22 protein-coding genes are annotated in these 24,364 nt (G+C 49.0%); 12 read left to right on the top strand and 10 right to left on the bottom strand.

What is annotated here, in order from left to right:
• Positions 1–69: 69 nt before the first annotated feature.
• On the top strand, positions 70–396 hold the full coding sequence (gene clpS / locus NDA01_RS10265; protein WP_190438295.1) for an ATP-dependent Clp protease adapter ClpS: 327 nt from the start codon (positions 70–72) through the stop codon (positions 394–396).
• A gap of 85 nt (positions 397–481) precedes the next feature.
• On the top strand, positions 482–775 hold the full coding sequence (locus NDA01_RS10260; RefSeq protein WP_190438647.1) for a DUF2103 domain-containing protein: 294 nt from the start codon (positions 482–484) through the stop codon (positions 773–775).
• Between the two features lie 36 nt (positions 776–811).
• On the opposite strand, the gene NDA01_RS10255 is transcribed toward NDA01_RS10260, so the two are convergent.
• The gene (locus NDA01_RS10255) at positions 812–1,135 is read right to left on the bottom strand and encodes a hypothetical protein (protein ID WP_242016994.1); all 324 of its coding nucleotides are present in this window, start codon (positions 1,133–1,135) and stop codon (positions 812–814) included.
• Between the two features lie 220 nt (positions 1,136–1,355).
• Here NDA01_RS10255 and NDA01_RS10250 point away from each other — a divergent pair, with 220 nt between their 5' ends.
• A complete protein-coding gene (locus NDA01_RS10250) occupies positions 1,356–2,495 on the top strand; it encodes a class I SAM-dependent methyltransferase (RefSeq protein ID WP_348227868.1) in 1,140 nt (379 codons plus the stop codon).
• A 147-nt stretch (positions 2,496–2,642) separates the two neighbouring features.
• Here the strand turns inward: NDA01_RS10250 and NDA01_RS10245 are convergent, their stop codons facing one another.
• A complete protein-coding gene (locus NDA01_RS10245; protein ID WP_431193364.1) occupies positions 2,643–3,173 on the bottom strand; it encodes a molybdenum cofactor biosynthesis protein MoaE in 531 nt (176 codons plus the stop codon).
• An 82-nt stretch (positions 3,174–3,255) separates the two neighbouring features.
• Entirely contained in the window at positions 3,256–4,245 is a 990-nt protein-coding gene (locus NDA01_RS10240; protein WP_190438303.1) for an aspartate carbamoyltransferase catalytic subunit, read from the bottom strand.
• 404 nt (positions 4,246–4,649) lie between these two features.
• On the opposite strand from NDA01_RS10240, the gene NDA01_RS10235 reads away from it, so the two are divergent.
• Positions 4,650–8,186 (top strand): PAS domain S-box protein, encoded by a 3,537-nt coding sequence (locus NDA01_RS10235; protein WP_348227867.1) that lies wholly within the window; start codon positions 4,650–4,652, stop codon positions 8,184–8,186.
• 98 nt (positions 8,187–8,284) lie between these two features.
• On the opposite strand, the gene mgtE is transcribed toward NDA01_RS10235, so the two are convergent.
• A complete protein-coding gene (gene mgtE, locus NDA01_RS10230) occupies positions 8,285–9,631 on the bottom strand; it encodes a magnesium transporter (protein WP_190438307.1) in 1,347 nt (448 codons plus the stop codon).
• 205 nt (positions 9,632–9,836) lie between these two features.
• On the opposite strand from mgtE, the gene NDA01_RS10225 reads away from it, so the two are divergent.
• Positions 9,837–10,478 carry a sporulation/spore germination protein gene (locus tag NDA01_RS10225; protein ID WP_348227866.1) on the top strand — a complete coding sequence of 214 codons (642 nt, stop codon included), beginning with the start codon at positions 9,837–9,839 and terminating at the stop codon, positions 10,476–10,478.
• 12 nt (positions 10,479–10,490) lie between these two features.
• On the opposite strand, the gene NDA01_RS10220 is transcribed toward NDA01_RS10225, so the two are convergent.
• Positions 10,491–11,183 (bottom strand): DNA-3-methyladenine glycosylase, encoded by a 693-nt coding sequence (locus tag NDA01_RS10220; protein WP_431193363.1) that lies wholly within the window; start codon positions 11,181–11,183, stop codon positions 10,491–10,493.
• 71 nt (positions 11,184–11,254) lie between these two features.
• On the opposite strand from NDA01_RS10220, the gene NDA01_RS32205 reads away from it, so the two are divergent.
• Positions 11,255–11,377: a DUF8629 family protein gene (locus tag NDA01_RS32205; RefSeq protein ID WP_255527350.1), complete on the top strand. Its 123-nt coding sequence runs from the start codon at positions 11,255–11,257 to the stop codon at positions 11,375–11,377.
• A gap of 267 nt (positions 11,378–11,644) precedes the next feature.
• Positions 11,645–13,438: an MBL fold metallo-hydrolase gene (locus NDA01_RS10215; RefSeq protein WP_348227865.1), complete on the top strand. Its 1,794-nt coding sequence runs from the start codon at positions 11,645–11,647 to the stop codon at positions 13,436–13,438.
• A gap of 129 nt (positions 13,439–13,567) precedes the next feature.
• Here NDA01_RS10215 and NDA01_RS10210 read toward each other — a convergent pair whose 3' ends face one another.
• The 3 genes from NDA01_RS10210 to NDA01_RS10200 all read right to left on the bottom strand — a co-directional run bounded on the left by NDA01_RS10210 (position 13,568) and on the right by NDA01_RS10200 (position 16,285).
• Complete coding sequence (locus NDA01_RS10210; RefSeq protein WP_190438310.1) at positions 13,568–13,876, bottom strand: DUF6679 family protein; 309 nt, start codon at positions 13,874–13,876, stop codon at positions 13,568–13,570.
• Between the two features lie 781 nt (positions 13,877–14,657).
• Complete coding sequence (locus NDA01_RS10205) at positions 14,658–15,497, bottom strand: alpha/beta fold hydrolase (RefSeq protein WP_348227864.1); 840 nt, start codon at positions 15,495–15,497, stop codon at positions 14,658–14,660.
• Between the two features lie 65 nt (positions 15,498–15,562).
• On the bottom strand, positions 15,563–16,285 hold the full coding sequence (locus NDA01_RS10200; RefSeq protein ID WP_348227863.1) for a lysophospholipid acyltransferase family protein: 723 nt from the start codon (positions 16,283–16,285) through the stop codon (positions 15,563–15,565).
• Between the two features lie 431 nt (positions 16,286–16,716).
• On the opposite strand from NDA01_RS10200, the gene metG reads away from it, so the two are divergent.
• From metG to lptC, 3 genes are all read left to right on the top strand, one after another.
• The gene (gene metG / locus NDA01_RS10195; RefSeq protein WP_348227862.1) at positions 16,717–18,318 is read left to right on the top strand and encodes a methionine--tRNA ligase; all 1,602 of its coding nucleotides are present in this window, start codon (positions 16,717–16,719) and stop codon (positions 18,316–18,318) included.
• 103 nt (positions 18,319–18,421) lie between these two features.
• The gene (locus tag NDA01_RS10190) at positions 18,422–19,027 is read left to right on the top strand and encodes a LabA-like NYN domain-containing protein (RefSeq protein WP_190438321.1); all 606 of its coding nucleotides are present in this window, start codon (positions 18,422–18,424) and stop codon (positions 19,025–19,027) included.
• Between the two features lie 171 nt (positions 19,028–19,198).
• Positions 19,199–20,368 carry an LPS export ABC transporter periplasmic protein LptC gene (lptC, locus tag NDA01_RS10185; protein WP_348227861.1) on the top strand — a complete coding sequence of 390 codons (1,170 nt, stop codon included), beginning with the start codon at positions 19,199–19,201 and terminating at the stop codon, positions 20,366–20,368.
• A 9-nt stretch (positions 20,369–20,377) separates the two neighbouring features.
• On the opposite strand, the gene NDA01_RS10180 is transcribed toward lptC, so the two are convergent.
• Positions 20,378–21,805, bottom strand: a complete 1,428-nt coding sequence (locus NDA01_RS10180; RefSeq protein ID WP_348227860.1) for a D-alanyl-D-alanine carboxypeptidase — start codon at positions 21,803–21,805, stop codon at positions 20,378–20,380.
• A 92-nt stretch (positions 21,806–21,897) separates the two neighbouring features.
• Here NDA01_RS10180 and NDA01_RS10175 point away from each other — a divergent pair, with 92 nt between their 5' ends.
• Together NDA01_RS10175 and NDA01_RS10170 are read left to right on the top strand one after the other, a co-directional pair.
• Positions 21,898–22,554 carry a cofactor assembly of complex C subunit B gene (locus NDA01_RS10175; RefSeq protein WP_348227859.1) on the top strand — a complete coding sequence of 219 codons (657 nt, stop codon included), beginning with the start codon at positions 21,898–21,900 and terminating at the stop codon, positions 22,552–22,554.
• Positions 22,555–22,580: 26 nt separating this feature from the next.
• Positions 22,581–23,096: a DUF456 domain-containing protein gene (locus NDA01_RS10170; protein ID WP_348227858.1), complete on the top strand. Its 516-nt coding sequence runs from the start codon at positions 22,581–22,583 to the stop codon at positions 23,094–23,096.
• 139 nt (positions 23,097–23,235) lie between these two features.
• Here NDA01_RS10170 and rfbB read toward each other — a convergent pair whose 3' ends face one another.
• A complete protein-coding gene (rfbB, locus tag NDA01_RS10165; protein ID WP_348227857.1) occupies positions 23,236–24,345 on the bottom strand; it encodes a dTDP-glucose 4,6-dehydratase in 1,110 nt (369 codons plus the stop codon).
• Positions 24,346–24,364 lie beyond the last annotated feature (19 nt).

The raw sequence follows: 24,364 nt of genomic DNA, 5'->3' as shown, positions 1-24,364 counted from the left end.
TGGTAAGTCGCTAGAATTGCACTAGGATAAAATACGTAGTTTTGTTAAAAGTGTTTCCGGTAACGGCCTATGAATCTGGTACTTACGGCAGCTTCCCATTTTGCAGCCGTTGCGCCTACGGTAGCGCCTGAAAAGGCTGGTCAAGTTACCCGTCAAACTTACCCGAATTACAAAATCATTGTGCTGAATGACGACTTCAACACGTTTCAGCATGTCACCGAGTGTTTGATTAAGTACATCCCGTTTATGACTAGCGATCGCGCTTGGGAATTGACCAATCAAATTCACTTTGAAGGTCAGGCAGTGGTTTGGGTAGGGCCGCAAGAGCAGGCGGAACTTTATCACACGCAACTAAGCCGCGCTGGTTTGACGATGGCTCCTCTAGAAGCGGCCTAACTCAAACTCTCCGGTCGCTGCGATTTCCTCTATGCTGAAAAGTGCTTGAACTCGGCGATCGCAGCACACCTCAACTGGCAAAACAATGGGTAACCCCTCTCGCGGCAGGCTTGTTCTCAACCACTCCACCCACATTCCGGGCTTGATTCCGTTGTTGGAACGGCTGCTTCAGCAAGAGGGGATTCAAACGATTACTCCTGGTGTAATTGGTGCCGTACGAGCGCACTCTCCAAAGCTCAGGCTTAAGATTTCTGTCCCGATTCGCGGCGGTTTTAAGGTGCTCGCCCGACAAGGTAAGACGGTACAGGAAGTGTTTATTTTGACGAGCTTAAGTCAGGAAGTTTTGGAAAGTGCGATCGCTACGGTTTTAGCGAAGTAACAGCCTTAACAAAGCCATTATTCTACTGAGCTGGCACTACTCAACTTGACGCAGTACGACGGCCAAACGATTCAGCGGCAAGCTAATCATGCAGGCAAAAGTGAGTAAGTAAGAAATAATTGCAGTGAATTTCAGGCTTAGCAACAGAACTTCCCAGTCAGGCAAGGCAAATTTCTGCACGCCCAAAGCGACGCAGTGAACAGCCCAGTAGGTAAAGATCATCAGCATCAGCATGCTTTCAGCTTGTTCGAAATCTTCCCCTTGATCTTGAGGCATGCCAACCAGCAAGCCGAGACCAGCCAGACAAGCAAAAAATGATAGCAAAACCAACCAGTCATGCCAGAGGAGCGTTGGCATCATTGTGTCCTTGATTACGCATTGAATCGAAAATTAGTCTAAAAGATTAGGGCTTTTAACTCACGAAAATATTACAAACTGCAATGAATTTGTGCGAGAAAAAATCCTGTTTCGCACTTTTATAATTCCCTATTAACTGTGAGAACTAAAGCAGATTAAAGCTTTAACCACTCTTTTCTGATTTGGGATCAATTTTTTAGTTAATTAAAGTTAATCAAGAAAAATGAATCTAAATTCACTTTGGCAGCAGGAGGGTAAAGTCAAATTTCAAATCGGCAATACTTTCTATCGCTCTCAGAGCAAAATTGGCCGAGACCTAGGGTTGTTAGCCGCTGCGATTTATAAAGCTGATACTGGAAAACTGCGAGTTCTGGACGTTATGACCGCCTGTGGCGTGCGGTCTCTACGGTATGTGCTAGAGAGCCAAGCAGATTGGGTTTGGGCGAATGATGCCAACCCAGAAGTAAACGTGACTTTAAGCCAAAATCTAGCTAGCTATTTAGAGCCAAGTTCTTATCAAATCACCTATCAAGATGCCAATCGCGTCTTTTTTAATTGCTATCAACGGCAAGACTACTACGACTTAGTAGATGTAGATAGTTTTGGCAGTCCTGCACCCCACTTCAGCACTAGTCTCTGGGCAACAAAAATTGGTGGATTGCTCTATCTAACGAGTACCGATGGACGCACCAGTTCGGGCCATGAACCTGAAAAAAGCCTGCAAGTATATGGGGCTTACGCCCGCTGGCATCCTGCTTTGCATGAACAGGGATTGCGGCTGTTACTTGGTAGTGTTCTACAACAAGCCAATAACAAGGGCTTAAGTATTCAACCAATTTTTTCGCTGTTTAATGGTCAGGTTTACCGGGTGATGGTGCGAGTTCTAGCCCATCCTAGTTCTGAGCTAAAACACTATGGATTTCTGGGTTACTGCCATCATTGCGGCCACTATGAAACGGTGTCTTGGCGTCAACTCAGCCGTGCTGTTTGCCACCACCACGCTTCACCAGAGCCACTCACACTCAGTGGCCCAATGTGGCTCGGTTCCCTACACGAGCGCCCCATGTTGCAACGAATGGAGCAGTTAGCCCAACAGTGGAATTGGCCAGAACGAGTGCAACTGCTACAAACTATGCAGGCTGAAGCAGACCTACCTCCCTACTTTTTTGGCTTGGGAGAAATTGGTCGGCGCGGCAAAATGGACCCGCCGCCTCGCGATCGCCTGATCCAGCTACTTCAGGCTGAGGGCTACCAAGCCAGCCCCACTCACATTAATGCTCAAGCCATCAAAACCAACGCCGCGATCGCCACTTGTATTGAACTAGCCAGGCAATGCCAATCTGCCACTAGTTCTAGCTCCTAGAATTAAAACAAAATAGATGCGATCGCTTGTTCGCTTTATGCCGATCGCAACTATGCTGCAAGACAGAGAGGCAATAGGACCTGTCGGACACGCTGCAATAAAAGGAAAATGCGATCGCCATGCAGTGGACATTAAGAGATGAGTGTTTTAGCAATCTGAACCAGGTTGTTCACAAGCACCAATGCTCACCCAACTGGTAGAACCATCGGCCCAATGTTCTTTTTTCCAGATGGGGGCGTTGTGCTTCAGCGTGTCGATCGCAAACTGACATGCCTCAAATGCCTCAGTGCGGTGCGGACAGCCTACAGCAACAAGAACGCTGATTTCTCCAATTCCTAGCTTCCCAGTGCGGTGATGAATCACCACCCGCGTTACGTCTGTCCACTTCTGCCGAATCTGGGTGGCAATTTGCTTAAAAACCTCGATCGCCATTGGCTCATATGCTTGATATTCCAATGCAACCACAGGTTTGCCATCGGTTTGGTTACGCACCATCCCACTCATCACCACGATCGCTCCGTTGGCAGCATCGTCCGCTAACTGATACACCTCATCCAACGAGAGTGGTGCAAACGTCATAGCAAAACTGTCTCGCTCGTCTAGGGAAGTGGGGGCAGAAATGGCTAGGGTGGTAGCGGCATCCATTGGCATGAGCTTTGTAGAACGTCCTGCCTCCATTGTGCGGATCTTTGCGTGAAACAGAGAAAGTTTTGGATTGAGATTGCAGAATTTCTCCGCCGCTCTCTCCAATCCAAACGTCTTAAGCTTTGCCGCTGCCCATCAAGTACAACAAAGCCATTCGGACAGCCACGCCACTGGTGACTTGTTGCGAAATTAAGCTGAACTCTGGGTCGTCCATCAAGTCGGAGCTAATTTCTACCCCTCGATTCACAGGGCCAGGATGAAGGACTTTGACATTTGGCTTGCAGAGCTTGAGGCGATCGCGAGTAATGCCGAATTGTTGATGGTACTCTCGCAAGCTAGGCAACAAATGCTGGGTCATGCGTTCTTTTTGCAGCCGTAGCGTCATGACAAAATCAGCATCTTGCAAAGCGGGCTCTAGATTCCAGTGCAAAAATAGCTTGCCCGCTCGGTCTTTGCCACAGTCAGCAAACAGTTGGGGCAGAAGCGTCGGAGGTCCAGCCAAATGTACTTCCGCGCCACTGGCCGTCAAGCTCCAGATGTTCGATCGCGCCACCCGTGAATGCAAAATATCTCCGACAATCGCGATTTTTTTGTCAGCCAATAAATCTAAGCGGGGTCGTTCTGGGTCGAGCAGGGTACAAATTGTGAATAGATCGAGCAGAGCTTGGGAGGGATGCTCATGTTGCCCATCTCCGGCATTTAGCACCCCAACTAGCGAGGCTAAACGGTCCATCTCATCGGCGATCGCTTGGGGTACTCCTGCCTGCTGATGACGAATTACCATCAAATCGGTACCCATCGCCAAGTAGGTTTTGGCCGTATCGAGAATCGTTTCTCCTTTTGTTAAAGAAGAATTTCCCGGAGTAAAATTAAGAGTATCGGCGGATAAACGTTTGGCCGCAAGTTCAAAACTGCTTCGAGTGCGTGTAGACGGCTCGAAAAACAGGTTAGCAACTACCTGCCCCTGAAGAGTTGGAACTTTCTTGGTTCGCCGAGATAAAACCTCTCGAAAACTGGCAGCAGTTTGTAAGACTGTGTCGTACTCTGCGGGAAAAAAATCAATCAAAGAAATGACGTGACGGCGAGTCCAAGCTGTAGTAGCCATGCTGGTGATTTAGCCCGATAGTCTCAGGTTCCAACTTTAAAACTTTTACGGAACCATTAGACCAATCAGCTGATAAATCAGACTCAATTGAGTTACTCAAAGTCAACGAGCACAGCCTTCCAAATTGGTCTTGTAAGCTTCGAGCTTCGACCATTGCACTTTAGCGGATTAGATTCAGCCATCTAGCTAAGGTAACTCTCCCCCTAAATGGGCACTATATACGGGTATGTACGGAGTCGCTACAGGTTTAAACCGATGGGTGGCATGCCATTTGTTCAGCCTTTATTGATCTAGGTTGGATAGACAGGTCCGCTAGATATGTTGGTGAGATCTAGGGCTTGGCTCAAGACAACCAATCCCACGGCTTTAGCAAAGCACTACTTCTTCAGGAACCATAAAAATTCATGAAAGCTGCTTGTCCAGATCATGAGACAGAGAGACTACAGTCTCTTCAGCAATATCAGATTTTGGATACAGAATCTGAATCTACTTTTGATGAACTAACTAGCTTAGCTGCCCGCATATGCAGTACGCCAGTTGCTCTCATTAGTCTCATTGATCGCGATCGCCAGTGGTTTAAGTCAAAGATTGGTTTGTCCATTAGCGAAACTCCGCGAGATCTGGCATTTTGCGCTCACGCAATTTTGCAAAATGACATCTTGGTCGTCCCCAACGCTTTGTCAGATGTCCGCTTTGCTCAAAATCTTTTAGTGATTACGGAACCCTACATTCGCTTCTACGCTGGGGTGCCGTTAACGACTCCTGAAGGCTTTAACTTAGGAACACTTTGTGTCATTGATTATGTTCCTAGAGAGATAAACGTTGATCAGATCGAAGCCCTGCGGGTTCTGAGCCATCAAGTAGTAGCTCAGCTAGAACTCAGACGTCAGCGCTTAAGTTTGAGTCAGGCCAATCAACTGCTGCAGGCGAGCGAATCTCTAGGGTTGCGGCCCAGTGAAGACATCCAAACTCATATTCAAAAGCAACTAGGCTTTGTACCACCTTTTTTTGGTCCCGCTCAGACCTATCCTCAAGTCCTAGAAAACCTATGGCACCAGACTCAGCTAGCTTATCTAGGTAATCCTTTATCGCCAGTATTCAAAGAAAAGCTTTCTGCCTATCTTTCTCGTTACTGCGCGATTCCTTACTGCATGATCTGCCATAGCTGCTCTTTGCGTCCTTTGGGAGTAGAAGCTCAGGAGGTCTTAGCTTTGTTGGAAGCGCCACCTCCTACGGAGCTAGAGGTAGACGACCACCTCGCCTTGTTGTCAGCTCATCCCGAAGTGCTGAGGGCTCTATCCGAAGGCGACAGAGCTGTAGAAACAAGTTTGCTGTATTGTTCTATCTTTATTTTTCTCAATTCCGAGGAAGCAGAGTTTTGTCGGCAGGAGCTACGTCGGATGTTAGGGCTGGAGATGTACCAGCACTTAATTACCTTTATCGCCTATGTCAAAACCTGCCACATGTGGATGGAGGCCCATCCTGAGGTGGCTTACACCAGTGATGCGCGGGTTTTGGGGCATTTTCAGGCTCTTTTGGAAGAAGCGCCTAACTTAGCAGATTTCTTTGAGCACTACCGAGAACGGGTGCAACAAGAACAACAAAATTGGGTACAGCAGCAAGCGGCGATCGCGGCTCATAAGCAGCAGGAACAAGCTCTACGCCAAGCAGCGGTCGAAAATTTGCGTTTAGCTAGGGCGATCGCGGCGGTGACTGATGGAGTACTGATTACTGACCCGCATCAAGTAGACAATCCGATCATTTATGTCAACTCTGCTTTCAGTCGCATGACGGGGTATGAACCCGAAGAAGTGATCGGACAGAACTGTCGGTTTTTGCAAGGTCCAGAGACTGACTTGCAAGAGGTGGAAAAAATTCGTCAGGCGATCGCAGCAGGCAAAGAAGCGCAGACTACTTTGTTGAACTATCGCAAAGATGGACAGCCCTTCTGGAGCGAACTCCGCATCTCGCCCATTTTCTCGGAGTTAGGAGAACTGCTTTACTTCGTGGGGGTTCAAACGGATGTAACACCACGTAAGCAAGCGGAGGAAGAGCGGCGTTGCTTCTTGGCCCGCGAACAGACAGCGCGAGCAGAAGCAGAAATAGCGCGTGAGCGAATGACCAATATTCTAGAGAGCATTACAGATGCTTTCTTCGCCGTTGATCATGAGTGGCGATTTACTTACATCAACCCGCACGCAGAACGCTTATTGCAAAAGGCTCAGCACCAACTATTAGGGCAGCGTTTGTGGGATGAGTTTCCTGAAGCCGTTGATTCAACCTTTCAACAGCAGTATCAGCTAGCAATGACGAGGGGAGTGAGTGTTGAGTTTGAGGGACTCTGCCCCGCTCTAGGGGCATGGTTTGAGGTGCATGCCTACCCGACTCAAGATGGTTTGTCGGTCTATTTCCAGGACATCACCGCTCGCAAACAAGCCGAGCACAAACTCCGAGAACAGGCAGCATTTTTAGAAGTTGCAACCGATGCCATTTGGGTGCAAGACCTCAACAGTGAAATTTTAGTCTGGAACCGAGGCGCTGAGACTCTGTACGGTTGGACAGCGGCAGAAGCGATAGGACAACCTGCCAACCAGTTCTTGGCTAAAGAGACTTCCTTGCAGCTAGAAACAGCTTGGCAGCAAACTCTAGCGAAGGGGGAGTGGTATGGCGAGCTACACCAGGCTACCCACGATGGCCCCGAGGTCGTGGTGTCTAGCCGCTGGACTTTATTGCGAGATGAGCAAAGTCAGCCTAAATCGATTTTGGTCGTGAATACCGATATCACTCAGAAGAAGCAAATCGAGGCTCAGTTTCTCCGAGCGCAGCGCATGGAGAGTATCGGCACCTTGGCAGGCGGTATTGCCCATGACTTGAACAATGTGTTGGCTCCGATTTTGATGTCTACTCAATTGTTGGAGCGCAAAATCAAAGATGAACAAAGCCAACGCTTACTGAACACCGTTGAGTTGAATGCTAAACGAGGAGCAGATTTAGTTAGACAAGTTCTATCCTTTGCCCGAGGTCTAGAAGGAGAAAGAACTTTACTCCAAATTAGGCATCTAATTCTAGAGATTGCCAAGATCGCCAAGGAGACATTTCCCAAGTCGATTGAGATCTACACAGATATTCCGCAGGAATTGTGGCCAGTTTCGGGAGATGCCACCCAACTCCACCAAGTACTGATGAATCTCTGTGTGAATGCTAGAGATGCCATGAGTGAGGGAGGCACGCTGAGCATTACGGCCGAGAATTTGTTGATTGACGAAAATTATGCTCAGATGCACCTTGATGCTCAAGCAGGCTCCTATATTGTTGTGACGGTATCGGATACAGGAGCCGGAATTCCACCAGAAATTCTCGATCGCATTTTTGAACCCTTCTTTACGACCAAAGAGTTGGGCAAAGGTACGGGTCTAGGGCTGTCAACGGTGATGGGGATTATTAAGAGTCATGGGGGCTTTGTGCATGTTTCTAGCAAGCTCAACCAAGAAACTCACTTTAAGGTGTTCTTGCCAGCCACAGAAGCGACGGTACCCCAACCGATAGCTGAAGCCTCTGACCTACCTTGGGGCAGGGGTGAGCAAATTTTAGTGGTGGATGACGAAGCAGCGATTCGGGATATTACCAAAACTTCGCTAGAAGCGTTTGGTTACCGAGTACTGGTGGCTAATGACGGCATTGAGGCGATCGCTCTTTATGCTCAACACAAGGATGACCTCAGCGCTGCTTTAGTAGACATGATGATGCCCTCTATGGACGGTCCCACTACCATCCGGACCCTCCAGAAGATTAACCCCCAGCTCAAAACCATCGCGGTGAGCGGTTTGGTGACCAGTGATAAGTTAGTTGCGGCAGCCAAGGCTGGGGTTAAAACCTTTTTAAACAAACCCTTTACTGCTAAAGAGCTACTCCAAACCCTCGATCAGTTGTTGCACACCTAAACTCCCTTAGCTGGAGCTAGAGCTACATCGGCAGACCAATCAGGACGATTCTCGTGCTTGTCCTGCTTCAAAACTTTAAGAGCTTTGCGTATCCAGCTTTACTTGAAAACTTGTAGAGCGATGGAAATTAGGGTCAGGAAGGTGAGAAAGCCGACTGCATCTAGCAGGGTAGTGAGCAGTGGCCCACTGATCAAGGCGGGATCTAGATTTAGCCGTTTCAAGCCCATTGGCAGCACTGTTCCTAAGCTGGCGGCAATGAAAACATTAATCGCCATTACCGTTCCTGCCACCAAAGCCACCCAGCGTTCATCTGGGGGAGACCAAATCAGGGAGAGGAGGCTGAGGGATAGACCTAAGCCTACAGCAGTGCCCAAGCCAGCTAAAACTTCTTTGCGTAGAATTTGCAATGTGTCATCTGGTGTGACCTCACCCACCCCTAAACCTCGAACGGTAACCGACAAAGCTTGAATTGCTACGTTGCCGCTAGCGTTAGACAAAATTGGCATAATCACAGCCAGAACAGGCACCAGCGCAATCGTCTTTTGGAAAGGAGCGATCGCACTGGCTGCACCTACGTAAAGCACAATGTTGCCCATTAACCAAGGCAAGCGCTTGCGAATTGTGACATGGGGAGCCGACAAGGCTGCTTCATCTCCGCCACTTACCCCAGCCAGCTTTTGAATATCTTCCGTGGCTTCTTCTTCCAAAATATCGACCACGTCGTCAATCGTGACAATGCCTACTAAGCGGTCTTCTCGATCGACTACAGGCACAGCTAGCAGGTCGTAGCGCTTCATCAACTGCGCCACTTCTTCTTGAGGCATTTCGGTGCGAGCTTTGAGGACGCGATCGCTAGCAATATCCTGAATCAGGACATTGGGCAGTGAAAAGAGAAGTTGGCGCAGTGACACAACCTGCACCAGTTTGCGGTTGTTGTCAGTCACATAAGCGTAGTAAATCGTTTCTTTGTCTTGGTCAGTCAGGCGGATTTTGCGAATGGCTTCTTCGACGGTTAATCCTTGGCGTAACCGCACATACTCGGTGGTCATCACCCGTCCAGCAGTGCCTTCGGGATAGCCTAGAATCGTCGCTGTTGCTTGGCGTTCCGTAGGGCTGAGCTGTTGCAAGAGCCGCTTGACCACGCCAGCAGGCAACTCGTCAAACAACTCGGCTCGATCGTCGGGTCGCATCGATTCAACGATCTGGCAGACCTGGGTACCGTGCATGGAATTAATCAACTCTTCCTGCACTTCAGAGGGGAGATATTCAAAAACATCGGTGGCTTGATCTTTCCTCAGCAACCGAAACGCGATCGCTCGCCGCTCAGGAGGGAGTTCAACAATGTAGTCCCCCACATCCACAGCAGGTAACTGATTCAGCTCAGACTTGAGCTGGTTTAAGTCCGCAATATCGGACAGCAAGGCACGGTTTTCCTGAGTTAGCATACAACCTCCTACGTCTCCCCCGCGCTGGGAGACTTACGCCACCAGGCTAGAGGAGATATCTACTACCAGGGAATGGACTAGAGTCCATGGAATCAATAAAACTCAACATCGACACCCAAACCAGGTATCGCTACGTTCTATGCTAACCCTCTCCTGCTTCTGGCGGTAGAGTCCGGTTGAAGTTTATGGAATCACAGGTAAGAAGATGATGAAATTTTATAAAGTATCTTTAATATTTTTGCTGGCTGGTAGTTTGTGTTTAGGCATCAGCAGTTGTGACACGCATCCCAGCGAAGAAGGCGATCGCACCCGATCATCTCTGCCCAACTCCACCGCAGCGAACTCAACCATTCAACCAGCCGCCTCCGTTCCAAGAGCGACGCCAACCCCCACAATTAGCCCTTCCTCAGCAACTCCATCTCTAGCCGCTCGCAGCCAACCGCTAAATGCACCCACTAAAACCGTGGCGGCAACCACAACGGCTCAGACTCAAAATACAGTCCCTGTGACAATCTACAAGGTGGATGGTCAATGCCAAAACTTGGTGCCGCAAAAAGTAACGGTGTCAGCTCAGAAATCGATGGAGGCAGCAGTTAGTAAAACCCTAGCGCAATGGGATACTGCTGATTTTAGTTTGACAGGCTACCGGGTCAGCGTTGATCCAGACAGTCGGGTTGCGACTGTGGATCTGCGCGTCAGCCCAAGCTCGAAACGGCAACTAGAGTCGCTCTCTAGCTGTGAGCAATTGGCCTTACTGGGGGCAGTCAATAAAACCTTGACTACCAATCCGCAGTGGAAAATTGAGTCTGTTCGTTTTACAGAGCAAGGAGAAGAAGTGGTGCTTTAGAAGGCGCAAACTCTAGAGTTTGGAGACGGCAGGGCACTGTTTGACATACCAGCGCCACGGGAGATCAATCCCTTGAGTTAAGCCAATCCGGGTGGTTTGTACCAACGCGATCGCCCCTTGCTCAAAATCTTGTTGCCAGTTAGGGTGACGATGCTCCAGCCAGAGGGGTTGCCCTAGGGCGAATGGCAAAGCCGTCAAACTTAAGTCAATTTGGAAGGCACGGCAAAGTTTTCCGGGTCCGGCGGCTACTCGATCTAGTTTGCGTTCTTTGAGCGGGTTGATTCCCGGGGGCATAGCATCCAACTGCAAAGCCCGGATTAATACAGCGCTAGGGACGCCATCTAGATCAGTGACCACATTCAGACAGTGATACATGCCGTAAATCAGATAAACATAGCTCAGCCCTGCGGGACCAAACATCACAGAATTCCGAGTGGTCTGTCGTCGGTAGGCATGACAAGCAGGATCTCCGGGTGCATAAGCTTCTGTTTCTACAATCAAGCCACGCAACACGGTACCATCCGCAGTTTGTCTAACCAAGGTGCAGCCTAAGAGATCGGGGGCTACCTCTGTAGAAGGACGAGCCAGCCAAGCAGGCTGAATAAACTGGGCAGTGGAAATCGAACTTGGGGAGATTGTGTCAAAAATGTTGCGATCGCTAAGATCTTGATTGGTTTGTTCTACAATGCCGTCAAGTTTGGTCACTGAATTCCTACTTCACATTCCATAAGTTACTGAATTTAAGCCTGATATTGCTGTTTACCTGGTTTATAAATATGGACGTTAAATTAATTTTGGCCGTTCTCACCGTTGTATTTACCATTTCCTGCCTATTTTTTGGCACCCAAAACGGCTTTTACGATTCAGACGACTACCATGGGAATGGCTCCGCTCACTAATAGCGGCTAGCTGCTATAAAGTTGGTTTAATTCACGTTTTACTGGCACGAGATAGCATCAAGGTAAGGGCAGAGTGTGTTGCCCTAAGCTGAGGGTAGAAGTATGGAATTGGGGTTTTTAGCGTTCCCTAGTTAGTACCCAGGTTTTGCTATATCTGCCCTACGTTTGCAACCATGCTAATTTTTTGTGGCTAAAGAAATAGTGGTTGCCCTCGGACAATCCGGCACACTTCTCTGATTTTGGGTTCTACGGAGATGTAATACGGACGTGGTTGAGCTGGAATGTTTGCCCTATGGTGCTGGTCAAGCAGGTGAAGGCGTCTGCTTACTAGTACGGATGGGACCTTATCGGATTTTGCTAGATTGCGGTCTGCAAGATGTTTCGCCTCTGGTCGTAGATGCCGCTCGCTCGCTGCCTGCCGATTTGGTGTTATGCACACATGCCCACCTAGACCATGCCAGAGGTCTCTTAGCGCTGCATCAGGCGTTTCCACAACTTCCTATCTATGCTAGCGAAGTTACTACCGAATTGTTGCCCTTCAACTGGCCAGAGCTAGATCCAGCTCAGATTCCACCTTTCTGCCAAGCCTTGCCGTGGCGATCGCCGATTGAGTTTCAAGAAGGGCTGACGGCTGAGTTATGGCCCGCAGGTCATCTTCCAGGAGCCGCAGCATTCTTACTCACCTACACCACACTACAGCGTACCTACACGGTTTTTTACACAGGAGACTGCTTCCTCTCTAATTCTCGTTTAGTCGAAGGGTTTCCGCTGGAAGAGTTACGGGGGTTGCGGCCTGACGTGTTGATTGTTGAAGGTAGTTATGGAACTTCGCGGCATCCACGTCGGCGTCAGCAAGAAAATCAGTTAGCCGAACGAGTCAGCCAAGCCATTACAGAGGGCTATTCTGTGTTGCTGCCTACGCCTACTTTAGGCTTAGGGCAAGAGTTGCTGATGTTGCTACGGAGCCATCACCACTTCACGGGGCGTGACCTCAATATTTGGGTCAGTGGCACTGTGGCGGCGGCTTGTGATGCTTATATTCAATTGCTGCCCCATCTGCCTACGACTGTGCAGAATTTTGCTCAACATCAACCTTTGTTTTGGGATGAGCGAGTTCGTCCACGAGTACGACGCCTGCACACCGATCCTATCGGCACCGCTGAGGAGTTGAGAACCGGGGATTTACAACCTCCTTGTATTATTCTCACCGACGCAACTGCCGATTTAAGCCAGTACTGCCGTCCTGGAAATGGCCCTTGGCTACTAATGCTGCCCCAACAGTTAGTCACAATTCACTCATCGTCAGACGAGCCATCCTTAGCTGAGCGATCGCAGCGTCATCGTCAATTGGTATTGTCGCAGTCGAGGGCAGTCGAAAAAAAACTGCAAGCCGAGATCCGAGCGGGTCGCCTAGCCGTAGAAACCTACCTGCTGGCTGACCACTGCGATGGACCAGGCACTACCCAGCTAATCCACAATTTACGGCCCCAGCATGTGGTGTTTGTACACAGTTCTCCTACTTATTTATCTGATCTGACTAGTCTGGATGAACTGCATAACCGCTATCACCTACATTCCCCCGCATCAGGCACGGTAGTTGAGTTGCCAGTCGGCGAAACGTTTTTGCAACCTGCCGCACCCGAAACCAGTTACGAGGGTGAGCTAACCGAGCTAGGCACTGTAGTTACTATTACGCTACCCGATGCCATCACGGTGGATACTCGATGGCACAATTTTGCCGATACGGGTCTGATTGAAGCTCGTTGGCAGGGGGAGGAACTCGTACTACGTGGTTTGCCTCAATGGGAGCTGCTGACCCAAGGTAGCGATCGCCCTGCTCCAGTGACGCTAGATTGTTGTGGCAACTGTCAGCACTACCGAGGTCAGCGGTGCTGGAATCAAACTTCGCCTCTGTTCGACTTCAAAGTTGCCCCTGAAGGGTACTGCCCTGTTTTTGAGCCCATTCACCCTGAGTCCCCTAGCTCTAGCTCGCCTCTGAGCAACACCTTGACAGGAGATCTAGAAGGGCCAAACAGTGACGACGAACCAGAACTCAACTAAGGCGATATATCAGGTGCGCAGGTAAGCTGGCAACCAGGGATTAGCAGTGGTTTAAAGCAAAAGACAGGCTGAGGAGCCTGCCTTAAAGTCTGTTTTAAAGTTGATCAGAAACCTACATCAGGTTAGGTCCTAGTCTGGGTTGGAATCAGGATGATTACGAATTTGTTCCGCTTCAGGACAGTCATCGGAAACTAAAGGTTCGACATCGCCTCTGGGGACTGTGGCTAGCTTCTGGGTCACAGCACCAATGCTTTCTAGCCGCACCATCTCCTCCCAGGAGCACATTTCATCCTCTTCTTCAGTTTCGTAGCGGAGCGTAACCAAATCTCCCTCAATGTCAAGAATGCGTGCGCGTTCAATCCAGCGCTGCTGGTCCCGCAAGAAGATCCAGACTTCGCGACCATCTGAACAGAGCTGATAGATCTTGCGGTGTAGCATGTTTGGTTTCTCCTGAGCACCTAACTCTTCGAATACTTAATCAATTGCCGTAGCTTTACCCGAATCAATGCTGTCGCCTTCAACGTGAAGCACCCAAACCTAACAGCGGTTCTGGCTGACTTTGAAGGCGTCCAATGGGTAATTGGAAGTGAGCATTTCTGAGTTATTGCCTGCCTGCTTGTAAAGTGCAGTTAATAGCAGGTAGCCCTTGATTGATGTGATTTGAAAATTTAGCAAGTTGAGCCTGAATCAAATGGAAGAGAGTAGTTTGGAAACGTTCTTGGAGATGGATGGTACCTGTTACAGTCATTATCCAAGGTTGTTAAGGAATAATTCAGCGAGAGCGCGAATGAAGCCGTTTGCCAGGAGGTGTGGAGGAGCTGCTGAAAGACATCATGGTTTCAACCGTCAATGCTGCTGAGGGGCAAACGTAACTTCTTACCAGCAACTTGGCCAGTGATCTGGAGCACTGAGTTTCCATCATTCTAGCGACTGTTGAGCAGAGTTTGCGGTTTCCAGAAGGGATTTACCAAAAAATTGCACTTTAGGCGAAAAGTGAATTGGTTTCATGAATATTTTCTCCCTTCAGGAATGAGGTGAATTCGAGAGCCACACCAAGCTTTAAGAGGTTGATGCGATCGCCATGACCGACACTTGAGCTTGCGCTTTGAAGTCCAGCAATACACCCTAGTTGAGGTAGTAGCAGACTAACCTGCCTCAATCCTCGCATAATATGAACTTCAGTCTACTGCCAAGCAGATCCAGATTTTTAGCTTAAAAGTTAGGACTGCACACCCAAACCTGAAATAGAGGCTGGTAAAGTCAGGTCATCTTGATACATCAAAAAATTATGCTGACGCATAATCTCGTAAAGATTGACATTTGCTTCTAAAAGGCAGGCGTGACCACTATCGGGTAGAACCACCGTTGTGACGTTTGGCAAAACTGCTGCTAAGCGCTCTGCCTCGGCTAAGGAAGGTAGCAGGCGATCGGCGGCACTGGCTAAAAGTAAAACAGGTTGCGTGAGACAACGCAGTTGGTCATCGGCAATGTCAAACTCATTGAGCAGAGAGAGACGCCAGATGGAAGTTTTTTGTGGGACTGACTGCACCGCCGTGAGCAGCGCTTGGCGATCTTCCGGTAGTATGCGCCCAAAGGATGCTAGAAACGGCAGCAATCCTACCGATGAGATTTGGTACCAAGTTTCTGGCAGCCAACGGGTCAAAGATGAACCCCACTGAATCCAAGGCCGCCGTTTAAAGGACGAAGCTGGATTGACGAGCACGAACCGATCAAAAAGGTGAGGAGCTTGAGTGGCAACTCGAAGCGCTAGACAGCCACCGAAGGATTCGCCACAGAGATAGACCGCGCGTGGTTGCTCCTGTTTGGCAATTTCTTCTTGAATCAAATTGATGACTTTGGTGGCTAAGACATCCCAGTTGGTTAAGTCATCGGGAGGAATGGCTAAGCAGCGGATATCAAAGCTGGTTTCTAGCCCTGAAGTCTGCGATCGCAAAAGTTGCCCAGTCCCATCCATACCCGGTAGGAACACAAACAGGGAATGGTGAGGATTCAGCCGCCTGGGCGTGAGAAAACAGATTTGGCTCTTGACTTCCTGCATTTTCTGAGGGAGATGAGAATCAGTAAATTCAAGCTGGAGCGTTGAGCAGCCTCAGGTAGGCGGCTCTAATAGCAGCCTTGAGCAAGTAACTGGTCAATTTCGGTGTGACAGTAGTTGGTTAAGTCAGCAACAACTGTTTTGGCATCCTTGCCTCGGTAATGTTGGCGTTCGGAGGTTTTGACCCAGTGTGGCCGACCAATGAAGACGTTGACCCGATGGTAGATTACCAAAGGATGCCAACCATTTTGGTCAAATAAAGGCTCTGACGGATCGATCAGGCTTAATAATTTCAGCGGAACCCCTGCACCATTGCTTTCCTCGCAGGAAGCGATCGCGACAGGCAACACGGCCAAATTCTGAATCGGAGCCCGCAAAGCCAGGTGAGCAAAGCCTCGATGGAACTCTCCAGTTTTTTGGGGATGAGTCTCTTGCACCATAGGCTCTCCTCCTTCAGGAAACACACCAATCATTTGAGGGGACTGGAGTAGTTGACTAGCCTGCCGAAAGAAACTCTGTTGTCGATGTTCCAGCGAATCTAAAGGAAAACAGCCTAATAGTTTGACGATCTCCCGCATCACTGGCACTTGGTCCATATAGTGATGGCAAGCAAACCGAATGGGGCGATTAACTGCGGCCATCAGGATCGGAGCATCCATAAAACTACGGTGGTTGCTCACTACCAAGACAGCGCTATTCCGAGGAACCAAATTCTCATGGTAGAGAAACATGCGAGTTCCTAAGGCAGTTAGCAGCCAGCGAGAAATTTGCAGTGGGCTATCTGAAGACATCGGAGAAAATAAACGCCTCAATCCTTACTTAATGACAGTGTTAACATTGCTTTACTCGACTTGACACATGTCTTAGAGTAGAAACTAACGAGTCTAGTTAAGTAAAGAGTTGCGGCTAGCCCTGCTGCTTCTACCCAACGAGGCAGACTGAAAACTTAATCCGCTTACGAGCTAGAACTCCTTGTCGCGTAAAGTGGCAAGGTATAGTTGCTTTGTTTCGATTGATTTAAGGTTCTGTAACCTATTTTAAGTAAAGTTTACGGTTAAGATAGTAAGTAACTTCAGCTTTGTCACCTTAATTATATTTTTGTTTGATTCTAGACTTATTAATTAAAGCTAATTAGCCTAGATCAAAGAGCAAATAAAGGACTTATTTGCAGGTGCTCATGTATGATTAAAAACGGCTTTAGTGTATTGTATTTTTCTCTTCCATGATTTCTATCGATACGAATAAAGAAAAATTTGCTCTTACAACACCTCTTTATTATGTAAATGATTTACCGCATATTGGCAGCGCTTACACCACGATCGCCGCAGATGTAATTGCGCGCTTTCAAAGATTGCAAGGTAAATCAGTTTTACTAATTACAGGTACTGATGAACATGGGCAGAAAATCCAGCGTACGGCTGAAGCGCTAGGGCGATCGCCGCAAGCACATTGTGATGAAGTTTCAGCTGGGTTCTCTCAGCTCTGGCAGCAACTCAATGTCCAGTGCGATCGCTTTATTCGTACCACTGACCCACGTCACGCCGCCATTGTCAAAGAGTTCTTTCAACGGGTGTGGGAGCGCGGCGACATCTATTTAGGCCAACAGAAAGGTTGGTACTGCGTCTCCTGCGAAGAATTCAAAGAAGAGCGAGATTTATTAGAAGGTCATCGTTGTTCCATTCACCAACGCGAAACAGAGTGGCGCGACGAGCAAAACTACTTTTTTCGGCTATCGAACTATCAAACAAAATTAGAAGAGCTTTACCAACAGCAACCAGATTTTATTCAGCCAGAAATTCGCCGTAACGAAGTGCTCAGTTTCGTGAGCCAAGGGCTAAAGGATTTTTCGATTTCTCGCGTCAATTTAGACTGGGGATTTCCGGTACCCAACGATCCTGGTCATACCCTGTATGTGTGGTTTGATGCCTTATTAGGTTATGTAACGGCTTTGCTGGACCCGGACAGCGAACCCACCCTAGAAAATGCCTTAGCCCATTGGTGGCCGATCAATTTGCATTTGATTGGCAAGGATATCTTACGCTTTCATGCGGTTTATTGGCCTGCCATGCTGATGTCAGCCGAGGTGCCCTTACCAGGGCGCTTGTTTGGTCATGGCTTTTTGACTAAAGACGGTCAAAAAATGGGCAAAAGCTTGGGCAACACGATCGACCCGGTGGCGTTGGTTAATCGGTATGGCTCAGACGCAGTGCGTTACTATTTCCTCAAGGAAATCGAGTTTGGCCGAGATGGCGACTTCAATGAAACTCGTTTCATCAATATTTTGAATGCTGACTTAGCCAACGACTTAGGCAACTTGCTAAATCGGACCTTGAAGATGGTCTATAAGTACTGCGGTGGCAAGGTTCCCGCTGTCGTGGGCGCAGAGGTTGCTGCTGATCATCCGTTGAAGGCAATTGGCGTAACTCTAGGCGATCGCGCGTCCCAAGCCTACCAAGCCTTAGCCTTCAGTGAAGCCTGTGAAGCCATTCTGGCTCTGGTGAGAATGGGCAACAAATTTATTGATGATCAGGCTCCCTGGAGTCTCTATAAGCGAGGAGAGCAACAAGCAGTCGAGCAAGTACTCTATTCAGTTCTAGAATCGGTCAGGCTTGCCGCTTATCTCTTGTCGCCAATCATTCCGAATGTCAGTGGTGCCATCTACCAGCAGCTCGGGTTTGCTGTAGATTTTAATGATCGAAGTTTAATTGATGTTTCGCTGCCGTTTGTGACCCATGCTACCTGGGGAATACTACCTGGTAACCAATCCTTAGGTGACGCTAAACCTGTGTTTCAACGCTTAGAGGCTCCGGAAGCAGTGATCTAAGGTCAGTCTAAGCAGACAGTGTTAGCAAACAGTGCTACGGTCATCAATAGGTGAACTAATGAAACATCAATTTTTTTCATAATAAAAAAGAGGTATAACAACAATGTTGAACAATTTAGAAAGCAATACTGTATTCACCCCAGAACAAGTTCTAGAGAATCGGGGTCGAGTGGCCATTTTTATTGATGGCTCTAACCTGTTTTATGCCGCGTTGCAGTTAGGGATTGAAATTGATTACACCAAACTGCTTTGTCGTCTGACGGCGGGTTCTCGCTTATTACGGTCATTTTTCTATACAGGAGTCGATCGCACCAACGAAAAACAGCAAGGCTTTTTGTTGTGGATGCGTCGCAATGGCTACCGAGTGATCTCTAAGGATTTGGTGCAGCTGCCAGATGGTTCTAAAAAAGCCAATTTGGATGTAGAAATTGCTGTAGATATGATGGCCTTGGTCGATTCCTACGATACGGCGGTTTTGGTGAGTGGCGATGGTGACTTAGCCTACGCGGTTAATGCCGTTAGTTACCGAGGTGTGCGGGTTGAAGTGGTCAGCCTCCGCTCCATGACCAGTGATAGCTTGATCAACGTGTCGGATCGCTATATTGATCTGGACAACATTAAAGAAGATATTCAAAAAACACCGCGACAAAGCTATACCTATCGGCCCCTCTCCGGTATTAGCATCGTTGAAGAGCCAGAGGAGCGGTAGAGTAACTGCCAACTCGGCGCGGCGTTAATGGCTGAGAAACGGCCATCTTGGATGAGGCCATCGTTTTACTGCTGTTAAAAGGCGATCGCGAGAAAAGTGCATCAGCGTCTAGAGTGGAACCAGAAGCCTACTGTATAGTCAATTCTGGTATTGAACACTTTGAGAATGCTGATGTCACTGCTGCCTCGCTTGAGACCCTCTAGCTTGCGCCGACACCCAATTTACTCCTCGCAGCTTGTGTGGTTGATCTTGCTGGTGAGTCTCAGTGCTTGTGGGGGACCCAAGAAAAGCCAAACGGTTGATAAGCTGGCTCAAGATAGTTCTGCGGTGCAGAATTTTGATAACAACTTGACGTTTAATGATGTCACCCTAGAGCAGGTAGACGAAAAAGGTCAGTTGCTATGGAAAGTCAAAGCCAAGCAAGCACGCTACAGTAAAGACCAAAAAATTGCTAACGTTCAAAGCCCTGCGGGGGAATTGTTTCAGGATGGCAAAGCGGTCTACAAAATTCAGGCTCAGAGTGGTGAAGTCCGAAAAGATGGCCAGACCATCCTGCTGAAAGGGCAAATTGTCGCTACTGACATCCAAAGTGGGGCGATCGTTAAGGGTAATGAGCTGGAATGGCAGCCCAAAATCGATCTTTTGCTAGTTCGTAATAACATCACGGGTACTCATCCCCAATTCCAAGCTACGGCCAAAGAAGCCAAAGTATACAGTCGGGCGCGGCGGATGGAGTTTTTTGGTCAGGTAGCAGCTATGTCTAAAGATCCTGCTATGGGCTTTAAGAGCGAGCATTTGATTTGGGAAATTGCTAAGCAGTTAGTAGTGGTTGATAAGCCAGTCCAAATCGATCGCTATGTGGGGACTGTCGTGAGCGATCGCGCTGTAGCCGACCAAGCCGAAGTGCAGCTAAAAAACAAGGTCGCGACGCTGAAACAGAACGCTAAACTGTCTGTGGCTGACCCACCACTAGAAATTGCCAGCAATTCGCTAGTTTGGAACCTCAACGACCAAACAGTAGTTTCCGACCAACGAGTTGATGTGTTGCACCGGGAGCAACTGGTCGCTATCACGGCCAATCAAGGACGTGGTAATCTGGAGCCGCGAATTTTTTACCTAACGGGAAATGTGCAAGGAAACGGACAGCGCAACCAATCCCAACTAGCAGCAGACAACCTCACTTGGTATATCCCGACGCAGCAAATTGAAGCCACAGGGAATGTGGTTTATAGCCAAGCGAATCCACCCTTTAACCTCAAAGGCCCCAAAGCTTCAGGAACTTTGCAAGACCAAAATATTGTGGTGAGTGGTGGACGAGTAGTGACGGAAATTATTCCCTAAGCTCGAACCTCAAACCTGGACCTTAAACAAAATTTGATTGCGCCTATCATCGCCTAGTTGAAACTTTTGGTGCAGGGTCGGTGATGCTGCCTTGGGATTGCTAGGAGCAGTTGCAGTTCTCATTAGCTGAGTAGCCGCAGGTTCACTACTGGAGGCTGGAGCTGAGAAATTGAGCGGTGTATTAGAGCCTGGTGCGCTGTTGGGAGCAATCTTAGCCACGACCGATTGATCAGCTCCCCACTGCTCTAGTAAATTTTGCAGCAGTTGGTCTTGGCGATTCCGCAACCCGTCTAGGTCTTCGCCTCGGTTCAAAATCGCAAACCAAATTAAGCCGCGATCGCGAGTAGGTAAGGCTCCTGCCAGAGTACTCACATCCCAAAGCGTCCCAGTTTTAACGACTGAGGCGACAGGAATATTGCGGTCTTCGAGCGTACCACCGTCGCGACCAGAGACGGGAAACAAGTCAGCTACACTCATCTGCTGAGGCTTCAAGTAATTTTCAATCGCCATAAACATGGCGCAAACAGCCCGTGGGGAAATTTGATTTTCTGGCCCCAAACCAGAGCCATTAATCAGTTGAATTTCTGCTTGTGGCACCCCCGCAGCTTTAGCAGCCTGAGCGGCAACGACAGGTGCTCCTCCCACGGAAGCAGCTAACATCTCAGCCATCGGATTGTTGCTGTAGATGTTCATCTGTTTGAGGATTTGTGCCAACGGCAGGGATTGGTGCCGTAGCAAAGCAATTTGCTTAGGGATCGGCAAGGTAGCGACTTTCACATCGCCCGCGATCGCGACTTGAGGCTGAGGGGTGCCTTTGGGTAAGTTAAGGTGCTGTGCCTTGGCTTCCTCGGACCACAGTTGGGCATTTAACCCTTGCTTTAGCAACGTTCCTGCTAGCAAAGGATCAGTTTCATAGTTCATGGCAAAGTTGCCAGTGATTACTAGGCTGCCTGTGACTTGACGAATGCCCATGCGGTTCAGGGTATTGCCGAGGGCGATCGCTTCCTCCCAGACAAAGAAAGGGTCGTTATTGCCCTGAATTACCAAATCTCCCTGTAACACTCCGTTCTGAATCGGTCCCGTGGCCCCGATCAACGTGTCAAATTGGTGAGCAGGCCCCCAAGTTTCTAGTGCGGCCAAAGAAGTCGCGACCTTAGTTAAAGAAGCCGCAGGTAAGGGTTGCGTTCCTTGGTGATTGGCCAGCAGGTTGTAGCCCACTTGCACCCAAACCCCTTGGGTCGTCTCAGTCAGCCCTGTGGCGCTCAGACCTTGCAGATACTGTTTCACAGTGGCTTCGCCTGCTGGGTCAGGTTGAGCAGAAAAAACTAGGCCAGGTGTATTCCAAGACGCAAGCAAGCTGTCGGGATTGATGGGTTGTGGCACTTGGGCCATTTTGAACCAAAGCGAAACCAACCCAGAGCTGACTAATTCCAGCACTACTGATTTGCCTCCACACGGCTGAAGCTAAAACCAAGACGGAAACATTCTATCTATTACGATGGTGAATAGATAGAATCAGGCCCCAAGGCATGGCAAAACCCGACCAAAATCAAGTTTTACGTCGTTTACCCATTGTTGTGGGCGCTTTGGCAGGGACGTTACTGCTGGTGAATCGCCTGCTTACGCCCAATTTAACGGATGCTCAAGCTCGTTCTGACGCTTTAGGCGTCATTCTCAGTGCCTTATTGATTCTAACTGGGTTGCTGTGGCAGCGCATTCAACCGCGATCGCCCGATGCCGTGAAGTTAGTTGGTGAAGAAGGACTGGAACTAGCTTCAAGCCTGCCAGAATCGGTGCGGCTGGAACTGGCTTGGGCCTCTCAGATTTTGCTCACTAATACCGTGACGCGATCGCTGGTGGTGTTGTATCAGGGGCGCGTCTTACTGCGGCGAGGAATTTTGGCGACCAACGCGGAAGTGACGCCAGGCCCGATTCTGCAACGGGTCTTAGAGAAGCAAAAACCCGTTTATTTAGTCGATGTAAAAGCTTATCCTGGACGCATTGAGTTTGACTATTTGCCAGAAAATACCCAAGGTATTATTTGCCAACCCATTGGCAATCAAGGAGCTTTGATCCTGGCCGCCAATGCTCCGCGCAGCTATACCAAGCAGGACGAAAACTGGGTGGAGGCGATCGCCGACAAGCTAGACAATACTCTCGCTCATCATTTATCCGTCACTATTTAGAAGTTGCTCAACCTCACGCTTAAACTATGACCGTACTCTATTGGCTGCTTGTGGCTGTAATGGTGCTTGGAGTGATTGGGGCCGTGGTCCCAGCTATCCCAGGCACCAGCTTGATTGTGGCTGCCATCGTGATCTGGGGTGTTATCCACGGATTTAGCACAGTGACCGTTCCCTTAGTGGTGGCGATCGGGGTGCTGGTGGTCAGCATGGGTGTAGATTTTCTGGCGAGCTTCTGGGGAGCCCAGCGCTTTGGAGCCAGTAAGTGGGGCCAAATTGGTGCAGTAGTAGGATTGCTGCTCGGCTTTTTTGGCTTGCTACCTGCGTTGCCCTTTGGTGGGCCATTGTTGGGAATTTTAATTGGTCCCTTGCTAGGCGCGATCGTGGGTGAGTTGATTTATCGACGAGATTTTGTCATAGCTGTCAAAGCTGGCATTGGGATTGTCGTCGGTTCGTTAATCGGTAATTTAATTCAAGGTTTGCTAGCCTTGGGAGCTGTGATTGTCTTCCTTGTGACCACTTGGCCCCTGGGAGCAGTTACTTAACCTCAACGCCTACATGTCAACGCCTGGTAGGGGCACCCGTTGCGGATGTTGTGGGTGCCTTTTCACCATTGAGGGCATCTCTTGTGGGTGCCCCTACAATAGATCAAAAATTTTGTGTCTACGCAGCTATCAAGTAGGTTTAGGCGTAGACTTTGCGGTAATAGGCTTGATATTCCTCAGAGAGCAGAGGTCGCCACCAACTGGGGTGGTCTAGATACCACTGCACAGTTTTGCGTAAGCCTCTTTCAACAGTTTCTTGGGGAGTCCAACCCAGCTCGGTTTTAATCTTGCTGGCATCAATGGCGTAACGGCGATCGTGCCCTGGGCGGTCTTTGACATACGTAATCAGCTGATGGCAAGGACGCACAGGCAAGTCGGGGGCCAGCTCGTCCATCAAGTCGCACAGCATGTGAACTAGGTCAATATTTTTGACTTCGTTATTGCCGCCAATATTGTAAGTTTCTCCTGGCTGCCCTTGGTGAATCACGGTGTCTAAGGCGCGGCAATGGTCTTCTACGTAAAGCCAGTCACGCACGTTTTGACCATCACCGTACACAGGTAACGACTTGCCCAGCAAAATGTTGATACACATTAAGGGAATCAACTTTTCTGGGAAGTGGTAAGGACCGTAATTGTTGGAGCAGTTAGTAATGAGGGTGGGCAGGTTGTAGGTGTGGTAGTAGGCGCGGGCGAAATGATCACTGCCTGCTTTGGAGGCTGAGTAAGGGCTGTTTGGAGCATAAGGAGTGGTTTCGCTAAAAGCTGGATCGTCAGAGCCTAAGCTGCCATAAACTTCATCGGTAGAGACGTGCAGGAAGCGATAGTGACTCGGTTTTTGGTGGGCTTCCCAATGATGACGAAACGCCTCTAGAAGCGTGAAAGTGCCCACAACATTGGTGCGGACAAAAGCACCAGGCGATAGAATCGAGCGATCGACATGGGATTCGGCAGCAAGGTGAGCGATCGCATCAACTTTTTCTTGCTTCAGTAAGGCATCTAGCAACATGCGATCGCAGATGTCTCCTTGAACAAAGCGAAAATTAGGCCGCTCCTCTAAACTTTCCAGGTTCCGCAGATTGCCAGCATAGGTCAGCGCATCCAGCACAATCACGCGATCTTCTGGATAGCGATCGCACCAGTAATGGACAAAATTGGAGCCAATAAACCCAGCCCCTCCCGTGATAATAATGCGGCGGGGATGACGGCGCTGAGAGTTTTGGTCTGCTGTGCCTTTGCCTGTCTCTGTCATGTCGCTTGTTGTCTCCAGG

The sequence above is a fragment of the Trichocoleus desertorum AS-A10 genome (assembly GCF_039962155.1).
Taxonomy (GTDB): domain Bacteria; phylum Cyanobacteriota; class Cyanobacteriia; order FACHB-46; family FACHB-46; genus Trichocoleus.
Note: the sequence above shows the minus strand (reverse complement) of the source record. Positions and strands in the feature narration are given on the sequence as shown.

Coding starts and splice junctions, on each gene's coding strand:
- clpS (WP_190438295.1), top strand. CDS start 70: ATGAATCTGGTACTTACGGCAGCTTCCCATTTTGCAGCCGTTGCGCCT.
- NDA01_RS10260 (WP_190438647.1), top strand. CDS start 482: ATGGGTAACCCCTCTCGCGGCAGGCTTGTTCTCAACCACTCCACCCAC.
- NDA01_RS10255 (WP_242016994.1), bottom strand. CDS start 1,135: ATGATGCCAACGCTCCTCTGGCATGACTGGTTGGTTTTGCTATCATTT.
- NDA01_RS10250 (WP_348227868.1), top strand. CDS start 1,356: ATGAATCTAAATTCACTTTGGCAGCAGGAGGGTAAAGTCAAATTTCAA.
- NDA01_RS10245 (WP_431193364.1), bottom strand. CDS start 3,173: ATGGAGGCAGGACGTTCTACAAAGCTCATGCCAATGGATGCCGCTACC.
- NDA01_RS10240 (WP_190438303.1), bottom strand. CDS start 4,245: ATGGCTACTACAGCTTGGACTCGCCGTCACGTCATTTCTTTGATTGAT.
- NDA01_RS10235 (WP_348227867.1), top strand. CDS start 4,650: ATGAAAGCTGCTTGTCCAGATCATGAGACAGAGAGACTACAGTCTCTT.
- mgtE (WP_190438307.1), bottom strand. CDS start 9,631: ATGCTAACTCAGGAAAACCGTGCCTTGCTGTCCGATATTGCGGACTTA.
- NDA01_RS10225 (WP_348227866.1), top strand. CDS start 9,837: ATGATGAAATTTTATAAAGTATCTTTAATATTTTTGCTGGCTGGTAGT.
- NDA01_RS32205 (WP_255527350.1), top strand. CDS start 11,255: ATGGACGTTAAATTAATTTTGGCCGTTCTCACCGTTGTATTTACCATT.
- NDA01_RS10210 (WP_190438310.1), bottom strand. CDS start 13,876: ATGCTACACCGCAAGATCTATCAGCTCTGTTCAGATGGTCGCGAAGTC.
- NDA01_RS10205 (WP_348227864.1), bottom strand. CDS start 15,497: ATGCAGGAAGTCAAGAGCCAAATCTGTTTTCTCACGCCCAGGCGGCTG.
- NDA01_RS10200 (WP_348227863.1), bottom strand. CDS start 16,285: ATGTCTTCAGATAGCCCACTGCAAATTTCTCGCTGGCTGCTAACTGCC.
- metG (WP_348227862.1), top strand. CDS start 16,717: ATGATTTCTATCGATACGAATAAAGAAAAATTTGCTCTTACAACACCT.
- NDA01_RS10190 (WP_190438321.1), top strand. CDS start 18,422: ATGTTGAACAATTTAGAAAGCAATACTGTATTCACCCCAGAACAAGTT.
- lptC (WP_348227861.1), top strand. CDS start 19,199: ATGTCACTGCTGCCTCGCTTGAGACCCTCTAGCTTGCGCCGACACCCA.
- NDA01_RS10175 (WP_348227859.1), top strand. CDS start 21,898: ATGGCAAAACCCGACCAAAATCAAGTTTTACGTCGTTTACCCATTGTT.
- NDA01_RS10170 (WP_348227858.1), top strand. CDS start 22,581: ATGACCGTACTCTATTGGCTGCTTGTGGCTGTAATGGTGCTTGGAGTG.
- rfbB (WP_348227857.1), bottom strand. CDS start 24,345: ATGACAGAGACAGGCAAAGGCACAGCAGACCAAAACTCTCAGCGCCGT.